At 58.5% G+C, this 17,309-nt stretch carries 12 protein-coding genes and 2 pseudogenes; 11 read left to right on the forward strand and 3 right to left on the reverse strand.

Translation table 11 applies throughout. From position 1 onward, the window contains the following. The first annotated feature begins 493 nt into the window (after positions 1-493). The 3 genes and pseudogenes from QLG10_RS28720 to QLG10_RS28730 all read left to right on the forward strand — a co-directional run. Positions 494-757 carry a DUF2790 domain-containing protein gene (locus QLG10_RS28720; protein ID WP_110755294.1) on the forward strand — a complete coding sequence of 88 codons (264 nt, stop codon included), beginning with the start codon at positions 494-496 and terminating at the stop codon, positions 755-757. Between the two features lie 543 nt (positions 758-1,300). After that, positions 1,301-2,548 (forward strand): ribonucleotide-diphosphate reductase subunit beta, encoded by a 1,248-nt coding sequence (locus QLG10_RS28725; protein ID WP_020800276.1) that lies wholly within the window; start codon positions 1,301-1,303, stop codon positions 2,546-2,548. 906 nt (positions 2,549-3,454) lie between these two features. Next, positions 3,455-3,673: pseudogene (locus tag QLG10_RS28730) on the forward strand (phage antirepressor protein); the annotation flags it as partial. A 255-nt stretch (positions 3,674-3,928) separates the two neighbouring features. On the opposite strand, the gene QLG10_RS28735 reads toward QLG10_RS28730, so the two are convergent. The 3 genes from QLG10_RS28735 to arcD (QLG10_RS28745) all read right to left on the reverse strand — a co-directional run bounded on the left by QLG10_RS28735 (position 3,929) and on the right by arcD (QLG10_RS28745) (position 7,574). Continuing rightward, entirely contained in the window at positions 3,929-5,026 is a 1,098-nt protein-coding gene (locus QLG10_RS28735) for an HNH endonuclease (protein ID WP_110755292.1), read from the reverse strand. 260 nt (positions 5,027-5,286) lie between these two features. Continuing rightward, entirely contained in the window at positions 5,287-6,150 is an 864-nt protein-coding gene (locus QLG10_RS28740) for an AlkA N-terminal domain-containing protein (protein ID WP_282488421.1), read from the reverse strand. After that, complete coding sequence (gene arcD / locus QLG10_RS28745) at positions 6,147-7,574, reverse strand: arginine-ornithine antiporter (protein ID WP_282488422.1); 1,428 nt, start codon at positions 7,572-7,574, stop codon at positions 6,147-6,149. Before arcD (QLG10_RS28745) ends, QLG10_RS28740 begins: the two co-directional genes overlap by 4 nt. 442 nt (positions 7,575-8,016) lie before the next feature. On the opposite strand from arcD (QLG10_RS28745), the gene arcD (QLG10_RS28750) reads away from it, so the two are divergent. From arcD (QLG10_RS28750) to QLG10_RS28785, 8 genes and pseudogenes are all read left to right on the forward strand, one after another. Further along, entirely contained in the window at positions 8,017-9,444 is a 1,428-nt protein-coding gene (arcD, locus tag QLG10_RS28750) for an arginine-ornithine antiporter (protein ID WP_188265460.1), read from the forward strand. Positions 9,445-9,477: 33 nt separating this feature from the next. After that, positions 9,478-10,734, forward strand: coding sequence for an arginine deiminase (arcA, locus tag QLG10_RS28755; protein ID WP_020800265.1), 1,257 nt, complete (start codon positions 9,478-9,480; stop codon positions 10,732-10,734). A 69-nt stretch (positions 10,735-10,803) separates the two neighbouring features. After that, positions 10,804-11,814, forward strand: a complete 1,011-nt coding sequence (locus QLG10_RS28760) for an ornithine carbamoyltransferase (protein ID WP_020800264.1) — start codon at positions 10,804-10,806, stop codon at positions 11,812-11,814. A gap of 190 nt (positions 11,815-12,004) precedes the next feature. Continuing rightward, complete coding sequence (arcC, locus tag QLG10_RS28765; protein WP_282488423.1) at positions 12,005-12,934, forward strand: carbamate kinase; 930 nt, start codon at positions 12,005-12,007, stop codon at positions 12,932-12,934. Positions 12,935-12,946: 12 nt separating this feature from the next. Beyond that, entirely contained in the window at positions 12,947-13,309 is a 363-nt protein-coding gene (locus tag QLG10_RS28770; protein ID WP_282488424.1) for a DUF5064 family protein, read from the forward strand. Positions 13,310-13,533: 224 nt separating this feature from the next. Continuing rightward, a complete protein-coding gene (locus tag QLG10_RS28775; RefSeq protein ID WP_110755285.1) occupies positions 13,534-15,042 on the forward strand; it encodes a sigma-54-dependent transcriptional regulator in 1,509 nt (502 codons plus the stop codon). 449 nt (positions 15,043-15,491) lie between these two features. Further along, positions 15,492-15,875, forward strand: coding sequence for a glycine cleavage system protein GcvH (gene gcvH, locus QLG10_RS28780; RefSeq protein WP_282488425.1), 384 nt, complete (start codon positions 15,492-15,494; stop codon positions 15,873-15,875). A gap of 10 nt (positions 15,876-15,885) precedes the next feature. Continuing rightward, a pseudogene (locus QLG10_RS28785) lies at positions 15,886-17,309 on the forward strand (glycine dehydrogenase); the annotation flags it as partial.

Here is a 17,309-nt window from a genome sequence, read left to right on the forward strand (position 1 = left end):
CGAACGGGATACAGGGAAGCCGCACTCATCTTTCTTACCTCGGTGGAATAGTTGTTTTTGTATGACCCTGTTTTATCCGGGCGGCGCCTATAGAACCATTCGACGATGGTAGTAACAAGCCCACACAAAACGTCCTGATAACCAAACAAACATCCGAAATTTCACGCTCCCCCCCCCTGTAGGAGCGAGCATGCTCGCGAAAAGCCTGAGAACACCCCGGGGAGTCAGGCATGGCGCGTTATCGTTAAAGCTCATCGCGAGCATGCTCGCTCCTACAGGGGATTGTTACAAAATCCGTCAAAGGTGTTTATCAAAACCACGCCTATATGAATGCCATCCCCACGCCTAAAATTCGCTCCGCCAACCCGGCAAACTGAGTTAACCAAGTTACAGCCCCCACGAAGGCAGTTAACCCAAACCCAAGTAGTCAGATACACACGCAACCCCAAAAAGGTTGCGTGACCCCACTCGACTTCAAAAAGGTAAACACTAGATGAAAGCTTTATTGGTTCTGGCCCTCAGTAGCCTGTGCGCAACCGCCATGGCAGACGAGGCCCAGACTGATGTCGCGCAACAACAACCACCCATTGAGGATTACACTTACTCGATGCACCTGGACATCGCCAAAGTTATTTCAATGAGCGAAGTCCCCAATGTCTGCGAAGTTGTCCCGATGAAAATGGAATATGACGACTCCAAAGGCCAGCGCCATATCCTGCGTTACAGCATCATGGGTAACGGCTGCTCCAGCGGCTGATCTGACTGCGCCGAATCCGGCCTGCCCAGCCACTGGCTGAAGGTCGATTCCAGCCCGGCTAACGTCGGGCTCAGTTGTGTCTGGACTGGTCAAAAAACGCCCACAAACACAAGATGTAGTAAAAAAGGCCACTTTCTGCTTACTTTTTGAACAAAACCGCTACCCCGCCATTTTCTCGAAAAAAAATCTTCACCCGCCAAAGCCCTGTAAACCCTCGCTCCGACCGAAAAACCCGCCCTCTCGACCGTGCCATGCGCGGATTCGCCCCACCACGACCGTGAAAATTTCCATATAATGCGGCCTTAAACGGGCCTGCAATATCCCCTTACAGGGATGAATAGCCAGTCTGAAGCCCCGCAACGGCATTCGATGCCGATTGCGCCCATCAGTGGCTCTCGGAACCCCGTACAAAATTATGTTTATTTGCCTGCGTAGCACCGCTGCAAAAAACGATATCCAACGCGGCCAGCACCGCCGTGTGAAAAAACCAACCCATCCATTTTCACACGGGCACACTGGCCCTCACGCAGGAGACGACACGTCATGCTGAGCTGGGACGAATTCGACAAAGAAGACACGGAAGTTGTAGCCAAGAGCGCCAACGCCGGCCACGCCACCGAAGCCAACATGGACCGTCTCGACAGCGCCGGCGGTGCCGCCGCCCTGGAAGCTCGCGCCGTGACCGCGTCTGACTCCGCCGCCGTTGCCCGCGCCAAGGCTGCCCTGGATTCGCTCGACGTCGCCGAAGGCCTCGCCGAACTCGAAGGCGCCTCCGCCCGTGTCGCTGTCGATGAAAAGCGCATGATCAACTGCCGTGCCGACCTCAACCAGCTCGTACCCTTCAAGTACGACTGGGCCTGGCAGAAGTACCTGGACGGCTGCGCAAACCACTGGATGCCGCAAGAAGTCAACATGACCGCCGACATCGCCCTCTGGAAAAACCCGGAAGGCCTGACCGACGACGAGCGCCGCATCGTGATGCGCAACCTCGGCTTCTTCTCCACCGCCGACTCCCTGGTTGCCAACAACCTGGTCCTGGCCGTGTACCGCCTGATCACCAACCCGGAATGCCGCCAGTACATCCTGCGCCAGGCCTTCGAAGAGGCGATCCACACCCACGCCTACCAATACTGCATCGAATCGCTGGCCATGGATGAAGGCGAAATCTTCAACATGTACCACGAGATCCCATCGGTCGCGAAAAAAGCCACCTGGGGCCTGAAATACACCCGTTCGATCTCCGATCCGAAGTTCGAAACCGGCACCGTCGAAACCGACAAAGAGCTGCTGCGCAACCTGATCGCCTACTACTGCGTCCTGGAAGGCATCTTCTTCTACTGCGGCTTCACCCAGATCCTCTCCATGGGCCGCCGCAACAAAATGACCGGCGTCGCCGAGCAGTTCCAATACATCCTGCGCGACGAATCCATGCACCTGAACTTCGGCATCGACGTGATCAACCAGATCAAAATCGAAAACCCACACCTGTGGGACGCCGAAATGAAGGAAGAAGCTTCGCAGATGATCCTGCAAGGCACCCAACTGGAAATCGAATACGCCCGCGACACCATGCCTCGCGGCGTGCTGGGCATGAACGCGGCTATGATGGAGGACTACCTCAAGTTCATCGCTAACCGTCGTTTGTCGCAGATTGGTTTGAAGGAAGAGTACCCAGGGACGACTAACCCGTTCCCTTGGATGAGCGAGATTATGGACTTGAAGAAGGAGAAGAACTTCTTTGAGACTCGGGTGATTGAGTATCAGACTGGTGGTGCGCTTAGCTGGGATTGATTACCGCTCCACCTGCTGCCCCTTCAGCGCAGCAGGTGGAAAAAATTTGGCAGTACCCAAAAACAAGAAACCCGCAGTAATCGCGCCAACGATTGCTGCGGGTCTTGACCGCACCATTGAACCGAAGCCCGAGGGTGCGGGCCGTGACTGAAAAGATCTCAAATCACGAAGCATTGCGAAAATGCGCGACGTGATTATAGACCCCTTTCGGACGGTTACAACGGCCTCGCGTCGGAGATTTCGTTTTATGAGCGAAGGTCCAGTGGCGCCGCCAGGATACAGAGCCGTTTTCTGTATGAGCTTTAAGCACTGGCGTAGTGGTAAAGACGTTTTCCGAAAGGACGGTCGTCCATTCTGCTTTTTTGTCAAAGCGTAGGGGCGCGGGGCAGGCGACTGTCCCGCTCTATAATCATGCTCAGAGTATCGGTTTATGAGACAGATCATTATTGATGCAATCAACACCCTCCAAGTGTTGAAATTCACCTACAGCGGTATTGATCGTGTAGTTGAACCACACGCAATTGGTATTTCTCGCACGGGAAAGATACTGCTACGGTGCTTTCAAACATTGGGAGGTCATGTCACAGCAGGGCACGAATGGGACCTTTGTGAACTAAGTAAGATTTCCAATCTTAGAGTCTCTGGTGATTACTTTCAGGGACCACGATCGGGATATCGAAAATACGATAGTCATATGGTCAGAATTTTTGCTCAACTTTGACCTTAAGTAAAAATAGCCGCGGATTCCGCGGCCATTTTTTATATTGACAGCTATAAATCTCTACCTTTGGCACACACATTGTCGGTCTTGTCATACGCGGTGCTTAATCTAGGAAACAACCTACGCTGCTCAGCGAGTCCGGTGTGTATGAGGATACCATCCATACGCGACGTGTAACTTCGACAAATACGGACCGACCGATGCTGAGCTTGTTGGATTGGCCGGATATGTCGTTGAGCCTACTGCATTGGCAGAATGAAGGCTGGATTCGGCTGCGAGACATACCATACTTACTGCATGATCACACGCACCGGCCAGTGCCCGTTACTAAGCCTTGGTGGCGGAGAATCGCGCTGATGTTTCAGTCTTCGAAGCATTCGATGGGTAAAGAGGCGTGCTTGTAGGAACGCTCACGAAATCCGTCGACATTGTGTAAAGGAATTTCGCAGAGACCCGAAATGGCCATAGCCCGAGGGTTTTCAACCCTCGGTGATACTATGAACGAAAAGAAAAAGGACAACGGTCGGAGCGATTCTGAGATTAAGGCAGCGGTTTAGCTATCTGAAGATGCTAGCACCTAGACCTAAGCGGCCGGTCCAGATATAGGACATTTTTGCTTCTTACCGGCGACAGCCCAACAGCCTTGACACACAACTCAATCAGCTTTCGATTACTTCCAACCGTTGCTTAAGCTTCTCATTCAGCAACGCACCGTGCACCCCAGAATGAATTTCCCGATGGCAACTGGGGCACACAGCTCCTACATAGCGCGGGTGATCTAACCCACCATCTGAGAGCCGGTTTACGTGATGCGGCTCTAAGTAGGGGCTGCCATCCTTTTTCGTAAAAGGAGCCGGCTTCTCACAGCTCTCGCATTCCCCCTTAGCGCGCATGAGCACATAACGTGCGACTTTTCGACTGCGTAGATAGATCTTACGCGGAGCGGACTGACCTAAATCCTCACTGCCAGGCTTACATGCAGCCAGCGCAGCAAACCGCGCAGCCTCCAGAGACTCGAAACGGTCAGCCTCATCTTCATCCTGTTCTTCAACTTCAATTGTTTCACCAGGAATACCCACAGGGACTAATCGAAAAACAATCGCCGTCCGATCCTGCCCCTCCACATCCAGCTGGGTCCGCTCAAACATGTCCGCGCAAGAAAACTCGCCCACATATGCGTAACCATTACCTTTGCCGCGGGACTTAAACAAGTGCAGGGCTCGGCCATCCTCGGCATGCTCAGCAATGGCTCGGTTGCCTCGAGTCAAAGTCATCGGCCCGCGTTGTCCTTCACCGGTATAAAGATAGGCGCCGTTATCCCAATCGTCGGCATACCCGTACTGCTCACCACTATCACCTGTAAACAAAAATATCGCGGGGTATGTAGCGGATGCTGCAATACCGCTCTGCAGACTCCCACCGAAAGGTCCATGGATCTCAGTTTTTCGGTCGTAAACAGCCCCCGGCGTGAACTGCAATACAGGTTTGCTCGCCCCACGCGGTAACTCCACAATAGTGAAGCCTCGCTTTTCTAGGTAACTGTTGGTCGGGTGCCCCCCGGAGAATTCTCCTACGGCAATACCAGTAGCCAGAGCGACGATTTTCTTCGCCGGGTACAGCTCACCACCCTCGTGAACGGCGTAACGGTGAGCTAGATTGTCTTCCCAGCCCTGCCACTCGCGCTTACTCCGATATTTACGATCAAACTCCAGCAACGCTTGGTCAATTCGTTCCTTCGAAACCGCTTTTATCACCACGAGTGCTTCCCTTTTTCGGCAATGGCTGTAGGAATTTTCCTATCGTCACCAAAGTGTAAAAGGGTTTCAATACGTAACTGGGCGAAAAGCCACTATTTCTAAGCTTTGATGCTAAATAGCTTTGATGACTGGGTCCAAACACCTTAAACGGCTCAGATCCGGGATCGGTGCTAGCAGTTCGCACGTCTTCGCGAGCAGGCTCGCTCCCACATTGGAATGTACCGACAGGCTGGCGGCCAGCTTCACCAACTCAGGATCGCTCAATCCACTCGACTCAACGAAGTCCACAACAACTGCGCCGCATACCCCCGATACGGCCGCCACCCCTCAGCCCTCTCCAGCAACTGACGAGCCGTCACCGCCCCGCCCTCCAATGCCGCCAGCGCATTGATCAACCCCACATCCCCATTCGGCAACCCATCCATCTCCCGCAACTGCCGCAACGCAATGTACTGCGCCGTCCAGTCTCCAATGCCATACAACGCCAGCAACCGCGCCACCCCGCCCGGCCGACCGGGTTCAAACAACAGGGGATCATCGATCACCGCCTGGGCCACGCCAGACAGCGTACGGCCTCGGCTTTTCGGCATCCCCAATGTCGCAAGGTCCGCCGCCGCCAGCACCGCCGCTGCGGGAAACACATGGGTCAGGCCACCGCGCGGCGAGCTCAAGGGTGTGCCGTATTGCGCCACCAGTTTTCCCGCCAGTTTGATAGCCGCGCCCACGGTTATCTGCTGCCCCAGCACCGCGCGGATCGCCAGTTCCAGTCCGTCCCACGTCCCCGGTACGCGCAGCCCTGGGCGGTCTGTAATTAGCCGTGCCAGCAGTGGGTCAGCCGACAGATGCCGTTGCATGGTGACCAGTTCGGCATCCAGATCAAACATCCGCCGCAGCCTGGCGACAATCTCAGGCACTGCGCCGGCATCGGGAAAGTCCAGCGTCAGTTCCAGTGAGTCCGCCGTCGCAGGCCGGATAGCGAGCGTGCCGTGGACCCCGTTCAAGCCGATGCTGCGTGAGTAGACGTCGCCGACCACTTCTTCCATTCCGGCGATCGCCCGCGCCGACAGGAATCCCAGCATCGCGGACCAGTCGTAGGGGGGCTGGAATGCCAGCAGTAACTTCACAGGCTGAGCACCCCGCTGTACAGCGCATACGCCGCCAGTCCGGCAGCGCTGATGACGCAGGTAAATATGCCCTTCTCGATTGTGGTAAACAGCGGCTTGCCCTGTTCATGCCTGGCCTTGGCGAACAGGATCACGCCGGGCGCGTAGAGCAAGGCCGAGAGCAGCAGGTACTTCACGCCGCCGGCATACAGCAACCACACGGCATAGCTCAAGGCGATGCCGCCGATCAGCAGGTCCTTGGTGCGTTCGGCAGAGGCGTGTTCATAGGTCTCACCGCGCCCGCTCAGCAGCACCGCATAAGCCGCCGACCACAGATAGGGCACCAGGATCATTGATGAAGCGAGGTAGATCAGACTGGTGTAGGTGCCGGCGGAAAACAGGGTGATCAGCAGAAACAGCTGAATCATCATGTTGGTCAGCCACAGCGCATTGACCGGCACATGGTTGGCGTTTTCCTTGGTCAGGAATGCCGGCATGGTCTTGTCCTTGGCCGTGGCGAACAGGATCTCCGCACACAGCAACGCCCAGGACAGCAACGCGCCCAGCAGTGAGATCCCCAGGCCGATGCTTATCAGCAACGCGCCCCACGGGCCGACGATATGCTCCAGCACCGAGGCCAACGACGGGTTCTGCAAGGTGGCCAGTTCCGGTTGACTGAGGATCCCCAGCGACAGCACGTTGACCAATACCAGCAGCGCCAGCACCCCGAGAAAACCGATGACCGTGGCCCGGCCCACATCCGAACGTTTCTCCGCCCGTGCCGAGTAGACACTGGCACCCTCGATACCGATGAACACGAACACCGTGACCAGCATCATGTTGCGCACCTGGTCCATCACGCTGCCGAAACTCGGGTTGCTGCGTCCCCAGATGTCCCGGGTGAAGATGTCCGCCTTGAACGCCACGGCGGCGATCACGATGAACATGATCAGCGGCACGATCTTGGCCACGGTCGTCAGCAGGTTGATGAAAGCGGCTTCTTTGATCCCGCGCATCACTATGAAATGCACCGTCCACAGCAGCAAAGACGCACAGGCGATGGCGGTCGGGGTGTTGCCTTCGCCGAACACCGGAAAGAAAAACCCCAGGGTGCTGAACAGCAGCACGAAATAGCCGACGTTGCCCAACCAGGCACTGATCCAGTAACCCCAGGCCGACGAGAACCCCATGTAGTCGCCGAAACCGGCCTTGGCGTAGGCGTACACCCCCGAGTCCAGTTCCGGCTTGCGATTGGCCAGGGTCTGGAACACGAAGGCCAGGGTCAGCATGCCAACGGCCGTAATGGCCCAGCCAATCAGGATCGCCCCCGCATCGGCCTTGGCCGCCATGTTTTGCGGCAGGGAAAAGATCCCGCCGCCAATCATCGATCCGACGACCAGGGCGATCAGTGCGCTCAGGCGAAGCTTTTGCGTCGATTGCGACATGGCGGCGTCTCCAGTTGCCAGGGGCGGTCATTGCCGCAAGAGCGTCACATAACCTGCGTTAACTAAATGGATGAAGCGTAATGACGTTTATTGGATAACGCCAACAAACGCCCATCCAAGTGCCAGATAAAACCCAATAGGCATCGATATATTCTTTTGCTTTATACAACTTTTTTGATAAGCCAATTCCGTTCTGAGAACCCTCCGCGAAAATTTGCGGATTGGTAAAAAAGGGCTAGCTTCATAAGGCGCAAGGAATGCGAAAAAGTTTCAACAAAAATTCAACGAAGCCTCTGGGACAAGCATTACAGGCATTAGCTTTGTATGAGCGATCTTTTGGTTATTCACAATGGAATGTCGACCTGCACTGATCTAAGTCAGCCCACTCAATGGCGGGCGCACTTAGTCTGTTGCCTCTCTTCTCCTGCAATGGAGTCATGCAATGTCTGAAACTCCCGGAAAGCTGAAACTCGGCGCGCTGATTGCCCTGGTCGTCGGTTCGATGATTGGTGGCGGCATCTTTTCCCTGCCGCAAAACATGGCGGCCAGTGCCGATGTCGGCGCCATTCTGATTGGCTGGGCGATCACCGCCGTCGGCATGCTCACCCTGGCCTTTGTCTTCCAGACCCTAGCTAATCGCAAGCCCGACCTGGACGGCGGGGTCTACGCCTACGCCAAGGCCGGGTTCGGCGACTACATGGGTTTCTCTTCGGCCTGGGGTTACTGGATCAGTGCCTGGCTGGGCAACGTTGGTTACTTCGTCCTGTTATTCAGCACCCTGGGTTACTTCTTCCCGGTGTTCGGCGAGGGCAATACCGTCGCCGCCGTGGTCGGCGCGTCCGTGTTGCTGTGGGCCGTGCATTGGCTGGTACTGCGGGGGATCAAGGAAGCGGCATTCATCAACCTGGTGACCACGGTCGCCAAGATCGTACCGCTGATACTGTTTGTGCTGATTACGATTTTCGCCTTCAAACTGGAGATCTTCACCGCCGACATCTGGGGCTTGAAGAATCCGGACCTTGGCAGCGTGATGAACCAGGTGCGCAACATGATGCTGGTCACCGTGTGGGTGTTCATCGGCATCGAGGGCGCGAGCATTTTCTCGGCCCGGGCGGAAAAACGCAGTGATGTGGGTAAGGCCACGGTGATCGGGTTTATCACTGTGCTGCTGATCCTGGTACTGGTGAACGTGCTGTCGCTGGGCATCCTGACCCAACCGGAACTGGCCAAGCTGCAGAACCCGTCGATGGCCGCCGTGCTGGAACACGTGGTGGGTCCTTGGGGGGCGGTGTTGATCAGCGTCGGCCTGATCATCTCGTTGCTCGGAGCCCTGCTGTCGTGGGTGCTGCTGTGTGCAGAGATCATGTTCGCCGCGGCCAAGGACCACACCATGCCGGCGTTCCTGCGCAAGGAGAACGCCAACCAGGTACCGGTCAACGCCCTGTGGCTGACCAATGCCATGGTTCAGATATTCCTGGTCATCACGTTGTTTTCGGCCAGCACCTACCTGTCGCTGATCTACCTCGCCACGTCGATGATCCTGGTGCCTTACCTGTGGTCGGCGGCGTACGCCCTGTTGTTGGCGGTACGCGGCGAAACCTACGAAGGCGCGGCGGGCGAGCGTCAGAAGGACCTGTTCATTGGTGCCGTGGCCCTGATCTATGCAGTCTGGCTGCTGTACGCCGGTGGCATGAAATACCTGCTGCTCTCGGCCCTGCTCTATGCACCCGGCGCGATCCTGTTCGCCAAGGCCAAGCTGGAACTCAAGAAACCGGTTTTCACCAACGTCGAGAAGCTGATTTTCGCCGCGGTGGTCGTCGGCGCCCTGGTGGCGGCCTACGGTCTCTACGACGGCTTCCTGACCCTGTAACACGATTGATTTGCCATCTGGAGGTTCACTGAAATGACCACGGAAAAAGTTAAGTACGGCGTCCATTCCGAAGCCGGCAAACTGCGCAAAGTCATGGTTTGCTCCCCAGGGCTTGCCCATCAGCGCCTGACCCCGAACAACTGCGACGAACTGCTGTTCGATGATGTGCTGTGGGTGGCACAGGCCAAGCGCGACCATTTCGATTTCGTCACCAAAATGCGTGAACGCAATGTCGATGTACTGGAGATGCACAACCTGCTGACCGACATCGTCGCCATCCCCGAAGCGCTGGACTGGATTCTCGAGCGCAAGATCACCGCCGATTCGGTGGGCCTGGGCCTGATCAATGAAACCGGCTCGTGGCTGCGCAGCCTGGAACCGCGCAAGATCGCCGAGTTCCTGATCGGTGGAGTCTCGGCCGATGACCTGCCGGACAGTTTTGGCGGCAAGACCATTCAGATGTTCCGCGAGTTCCTCGGTCACTCCAGCTTCATCCTGCCGCCGCTACCCAATACCCAGTTCACCCGCGATACCACGTGTTGGATCTACGGTGGCGTCACGCTCAACCCGATGTACTGGCCGGCACGTCGCCAGGAAACCCTGCTGACCACCGCCATCTACAAATTCCATCCGCAATTCACCAACGCTGAATTCCAGATCTGGTACGGCGACCCGGACAAGGACCATGGCAGTTCCACGCTGGAAGGCGGCGATGTGATGCCGATCGGCAATGGCGTGGTACTGATCGGCATGGGCGAACGCTCGTCCCGCCAGGCCATCGGCCAACTGGCGGTCAGTCTGTTCAAGCACAAGGCCGTGGAAAAAGTCATTGTCGCCGGCCTGCCGAAATCCCGCGCGGCGATGCACCTGGACACCGTGTTCAGCTTCTGCGACCGCGATGTGGTGACCATCTTCCCGGAAGTGGTGAACCAGATTGTGGCCTTCACCCTGCGCCCCGATGAAAGCAAGCCGGGCGGCATCGATATCCGCCGCGAAGAAACCAACTTCCTCGACACCGTGGCCAAGGCCCTCAACCTCAAGGCCCTGCGCGTCGTAGAAACCGGCGGCAACAGTTTCGCCGCCGAACGCGAGCAATGGGACGACGGCAACAACGTGGTCGCCGTGGAGCCCGGTGTGGTCATCGGCTACGACCGCAACACCTACACCAACACCCTGCTGCGCAAGGCCGGTGTGGAAGTGATCACCATCAGCGCAGGCGAACTGGGACGCGGTCGCGGCGGCGGCCATTGCATGACCTGCCCGATCATCCGCGATCCGATCGACTACTAACCTATCAGCCTTGGCCCGCACTGACCGAGCGCGGGCCAACGGGATAACCGACACCTTAGGAGATCCAAAATGGCGTTCAATATCCATAACCGCAATCTGCTGAGCCTGGAACATCACACCCCTCGCGAATTGCGCTACCTGCTCGACCTGTCCCGCGACCTCAAGCGGGCCAAATACACCGGCACCGAACAACAACACCTCAAGGGCAACAACATTGCGCTGATCTTCGAGAAAACCTCGACCCGCACCCGCTGTGCGTTCGAAGTCGCCGCCTATGACCAGGGTGCCAATGTCACTTACATCGACCCGAACTCTTCGCAAATCGGCCACAAGGAAAGCATGAAGGACACCGCCCGCGTGCTCGGGCGCATGTATGACGCCATCGAGTACCGTGGCTTCAAACAGGAAATCGTCGAGGAGCTGGCCAAGTTTGCCGGCGTGCCTGTATTCAACGGCCTGACCGATGAATATCACCCGACACAAATGATCGCCGACGTGCTGACCATGCGTGAACACGCCGACAAGCCGATTCACGAAATCAGCTACGCCTACCTTGGGGATGCGCGTAACAACATGGGTAATTCGCTGCTGCTGATCGGCGCCAAGCTGGGCATGGACGTGCGCATCTGCGCGCCGAAAGCCCTGTGGCCGGCGGACGATCTGGTGGCACGCTGCAAAAAATACGGTGAAGAAAGCGGTGCGCGCATCACCCTCACCGAAGACCCGAAAGCGGCGGTCAAGGGTGTGGACTTCATCCACACCGACGTCTGGGTCTCCATGGGCGAACCGGTCGAAGCCTGGGCCGAACGCATCCAGCAGTTGCTGCCGTATCAGGTCAATGCCGAGTTGATGAAGGCCACCGGCAACCCGCGCACCAAGTTCATGCACTGCCTGCCGGCCTTCCACAACAGCGATACCAAGGTCGGCAAGCAGATTGCCGAGCAGTACCCGCACCTGAAGAACGGCATCGAAGTGACCGATGACGTGTTCGAGTCGCCGGCCTGCATCGCCTTCGAGCAGGCGGAAAATCGCATGCACACGATCAAGGCGATTCTGGTGTCGACGCTGGCGGATCTCTAACGGCCGACGCGGCTCCCACTGACGGAAAAGGGTCAATGTGGGAGCGGGCTTGCTCGCGAATGCGGTGTGTCAGTCGACATCATTGCTTCCTGATACACCGCATTCGCGAGCAAGCCCGCTCCCACACTGGCCCGATTCCAACCGGAAGACCGAGTTACTTGTGGCTTCTCTTTTTGAAAGGACATGCACCATGCGTATCGTCGTTGCTCTGGGCGGTAACGCCCTGCTCCGCCGGGGTGAACCCATGACCGCGGACAACCAGCGCGCCAATATCCGGATCGCCACCGAGCAGATCGCCAAGATCCATCCCGGCAACCAACTGGTCATCGCCCACGGCAATGGCCCGCAAGTCGGCCTGCTATCGCTGCAAGCGGCCGCCTACACCTCGGTGTCGCCTTACCCGCTGGATGTTCTCGGCGCCGAAACCGAAGGCATGATCGGCTATATCATCGAACAGGAGCTGGGCAACCTGCTGGACTTCGAGGTGCCCTTCGCCACCTTGCTGACCCAGGTCGAAGTCGATGCCAACGACCCGGCCTTCCAGAAACCCAGCAAACCCATCGGCCCGGTGTACGCCAAGGCCGAGGCAGAAAAACTGGCTGCCGAAAAAGGCTGGGCCATCGCCCCCGATGGCGACAAATTCCGCCGCGTGGTCGCCAGCCCCAAACCCAAACGCATCTTCGAAATCCGCCCGATCAAATGGCTGCTGGAAAAAGGCAGCATCGTGATCTGTGCCGGCGGTGGCGGCATCCCCACCATGTACACCGCACCCGGCAAACTTGAGGGCGTGGAAGCTGTGATCGACAAAGACCTGTGCTCGGCGCTGTTGGCCGAACAGCTGGAAGCCGATCTGCTGGTGATCGCCACCGACGTCAACGCCGCCTTTATCGATTTCGGTAAACAGACGCAGAAAGCCATCGCCCAGGCGCACCCCGACGAAATGGAAAAGCTCGGCTTCGCCGCTGGCTCCATGGGACCGAAGGTGCAGGCAGCCTGCGAGTTCGCACGCCATACTGGAAAGGTCGCGGTGATCGGCTCTCTGGCGGACATCGAGGCGATCGTCCAGGGCAAGGCTGGCACACGCATCAGCACAGCGACACCTGGCATTACTTACTTGTAAGGAGAGAAGTCCATGGCACAGTTTGAGCCAGGTCACTTGCACATCGAGCGTCATGCGCTGACACCGGACGATGTCAGTTACAACGTGCACCTCGACTATAAGGTCGCCACCAATGACAAAGGTGAAAAAGGTATCCAGTTCACCATGCATGGCAACATTCAAGGCAAGGACATGTCAGAGCCCTTCTTTCTGCCCAAGGAGGACGCCTACAACTTCGCCAGGGATGTGACGAGAATTGCCGAGAAGTACGGGATTCCGAAGGCACACAGCCAGATCGGCTCGGTCCACAAGCATTACGACTTGATGTTCGAAGACATCCGGCAGCAGTTGAACATGAAATCCGGCGACCCGGTAAACCCCGAACATTTCGAGTAACCCGAACACACATTCTGTGCTCAACCCAACCCTACTGTGGGAGCGGGCTTGCTCGCGAATGCGGTGCATCAGTCGACTAATCGATTGACTGACACTACGCTTTCGCGAGCAAGCCCGCTCCCACAGGGGTTGTCGTTGCCCGCAAATGCTGCGCAGGATTTCACCATTAGCCCGCCCCAAGGCATACTTGCCACCCTTCGCACGCCAGAACCCGAAACCGCACCATGCGCATCCACGTCAGCTTCATCGATCGCGTCGGCATTACCCAGGAAGTCCTGGCCTTGCTCGGTGGACGTAACCTCAACCTGGATGCGGTGGAAATGGTTCCACCCAACGTCTACATCGACGCGCCGACCCTGAGCCCCGAAGTGCTGGAAGAGTTGCGCGATGCGTTGCTGAGCGTGCGGGGCGTGCAAGCCATGACCGTGGTCGACATTCTTCCCGGCCAGCGTCGGCACCTGCAGCTCGATGCGCTGCTCGCGGCGATGACCGACCCGGTGCTGGCGTTGGACAGCGCCGGCAAGGTGTTGCTGGCCAACCCGGCGTTGATTGCCCTGTACGGTCGCGAGCCGGCCGGAGAAAGTGTCGCCGACCTGTTTGCCGACCCGGCGTTGCTCGATGCGTTGCTCGAACACGGTTTTCGCCTGCCGTTGCGAGAGATCACCGTCAACGGCCAGACCTTGTTGCTCGACGCCACGCCGATCACCGACGCTGGCGCCCTGTTGACCCTGTATCAACCCAATCGCATCGGTGAGCGCCTGTCGGCCCTGCACCATGATCACGCCGAAGGCTTCGATGCACTGCTGGGCGAATCGCCGGTGATTCGCACGCTCAAGGTTCGCGCGCAACGCGTGGCGGCGCTCGATGCGCCGCTGTTGATCCAGGGCGAAACCGGCACCGGCAAAGAACTGGTGGCGCGGGCTTGCCATGCCATCAGCGCCCGCCACAACGCACCGTTCCTGGCATTGAATTGCGCGGCACTGCCGGAGAACCTCGCCGAAAGCGAACTGTTCGGCTACGCCCCCGGCGCCTTTACCGGGGCACAACGGGGCGGCAAGCCGGGACTGATGGAACTGGCCAACCAGGGCACGGTGTTTCTCGACGAAATCGGCGAGATGTCACCGTACTTGCAGGCCAAGCTGCTGCGATTCCTCAACGATGGCAGCTTCCGGCGAGTGGGCGGCGACCGCGAGGTCAAGGTCAACGTGCGGATCCTCAGCGCGACTCACCGCGACCTGGAAAAAATGGTCAGCGAAGGCTTGTTCCGCGAAGACCTGTTTTACCGCCTCAACGTACTCAATGTCGAAGTCCCGCCCCTGCGCGAACGCGGGCAGGACATCCTGCTCCTGGCCCGCTATTTCATGCAGCAGGCTTGCGCACAGATCCAGCGCCCGGTCTGTCGCCTGGCGCCGGGTACTTACCCGGCGCTGCTCGGCAACCGCTGGCCGGGCAACGTGCGGCAACTGCAAAACGTGATCTTCCGGGCAGCGGCCATTTGTGAAAGCAGCCTGGTGGACATTGGCGACCTCGACATCGCTGGCACCTCGGTGGCACGCCAGAGCGATCAGGATATCGACAGCCTGGAGCAGGCCATGGATGAATTCGAGAAAACCCTGCTGGAAAAACTCTACGTCAGCTACCCCTCGACCCGCCAACTGGCCAGCCGCCTGCAAACCTCCCACACCGCCATCGCTCATCGATTGCGCAAATACGGCATCCCCAACAAGCCGTAAGTCCTACTCGGTCAAAATGTGGGAGCGGGCTTGCTCCGGGCGGCGTTCCGACGAAGGCAGTGGGTCATCCAACAGATGAGGTGACTGATACACCGCTTTCGCGAGCAAGCCCGCTCCCACAGGGGGTTTGTGTTCGGCCTGAAAAATATATCTGAAAGCGACCTCCACCTGTACTGAAAGCGCTACAGCGGAACGATTTCGCTACACCCCCCTGCAACCAGCCCTGCGCAAGGCTTTGATCCACTTCAGCTTTTCTCTTCCGTCGCAGCTGTAGCGATTTCGCTACAGGCTGTCGAGTTCACTGAATCGGCGCTCAGCGTAACTATTTGATTTACAACAATAAAATAACATTGGCCGTGTTCTTGCTTAGTAACCCCTCATAAACCAGGGCATTAGCCCAAGCATTCAATCGCGTCCACCAGACGAGTCTGGCCCCCTTAGGAGTTTCCATGAGCGAGTTGCGTTTTACTGAAGATCACGAATGGCTGCGCACCGAAGCTGACGGCACTGTCACAGTCGGCATCACCGCTTTCGCGCAGAACGCTCTGGGCGACGTGGTTTTCGTACAACTGCCAGAGTTGCAGTCCTACGACAAAGGCGCTGAAGCAGCCACCGTGGAATCGGTAAAAGCCGCCAGCGGCGTGTACATGCCACTGGACGGAGAAGTGCTGGAAGTGAACCCGGCGCTGGACGCCAGCCCTGAGCTGGTCAACGAAGACCCGCTGGGCGAAGGCTGGTTCTTCCGTTTCCAGCCCGCTGACGCTGCCGCTGTCGGCCAACTGCTGGATAAGGACGCCTACGACCGTCTGATCAAAGCCCAAGCCGAAGCCTGAGGAACCCGCCATGACTATCAATCTCAGCACCGCCAATGAATTCATCGCCCGCCACATCGGCCCCCGCGCCGGTGACGAGCAGGCCATGCTCAACACCCTCGGCTTCGACTCCCTCGAAGCCCTGAGCGCCAGCGTCATTCCCGACAGCATCAAGGGCACCAGCGTGCTCGGCCTGGAAGACGGCCTGAGCGAAGCCGACGCCCTGGCGATGATCAAAGGCATCGCCGGCAAGAACCAGCTGTTCAAGACTTTCATCGGCCAGGGCTACTACGGCACCCACACGCCGTCGCCGATCCTGCGCAACCTCCTGGAAAACCCGGCCTGGTACACCGCCTACACCCCGTACCAGCCGGAAATTTCCCAAGGACGCCTCGAAGCTCTGCTGAACTTCCAGACCCTGATCAGCGACCTCACCGGCCTGCCGATCGCCAACGCCTCCCTGCTCGACGAAGCCACCGCGGCCGCCGAAGCCATGACCTTCTGCAAGCGCCTGAGCAAGAACAAGGGCAGCCACCAGTTCTTCGCCTCCGTGCATTGCCACCCGCAAACCCTCGACGTGCTGCGCACCCGTGCCGAACCGCTGGGCATCGAGGTGGTGGTCGGTGACGAGCGCGAACTGAGCGACGTGACGCCGTTCTTCGGCGCCCTGCTGCAATACCCGGCGAGCAACGGTGACGTGTTCGACTACCGCGAACTGACCGAGCGCCTGCACGCCGCCAACGCCCTGGTGGCGGTGGCCGCCGACCTGCTGGCCCTGACCCTGCTGACCCCGCCGGGCGAATTCGGTGCCGACGTGGCCATCGGCAGCGCGCAACGCTTCGGCGTGCCGCTGGGCTTCGGTGGCCCGCACGCGGCGTACTTCTCCACCAAGGATGCATTCAAGCGCGACATGCCCGGCCGTCTGGTCGGTGTCTCGGTGGACCGTTTCGGCAAGCCGGCCCTGCGCCTGGCAATGCAGACCCGCGAGCAGCACATCCGCCGCGAGAAGGCCACCTCCAACATCTGCACCGCCCAGGTGCTGCTGGCCAACATCGCCAGCATGTACGCCGTGTACCACGGTCCGCAGGGCCTGACGCAGATCGCCCAGCGTGTGCACCAGTTGACCGCGATCCTGGCCCAAGGCCTGAAAGCGATCGGTCTGAATGTCGAGCAAGAACACTTCTTCGACACCCTGACCCTGAACACCGGCGCTGACACCGCCATGCTGCACGAGCAGGCCCACGCCCAACAGATCAACCTGCGCGTGGTCGACGCTGAACGTCTGGGCCTGTCCCTGGATGAAACCAGCACCCAGGCCGACGTCGAAACCCTGTGGGCGCTGTTCGCCGCGGGCCAGGCCCAGCCGGACTTCGCCGCCCTCGCCGCCGCCACGCAAGCGACCCTCCCGGCCGCGCTGCTGCGCCAGTCGCCGATCCTCAGCCACCCGGTGTTCAA

This window comes from Pseudomonas sp. V98_8, assembly GCF_029967975.1.
Lineage (GTDB): Bacteria > Pseudomonadota > Gammaproteobacteria > Pseudomonadales > Pseudomonadaceae > Aquipseudomonas > Aquipseudomonas umsongensis.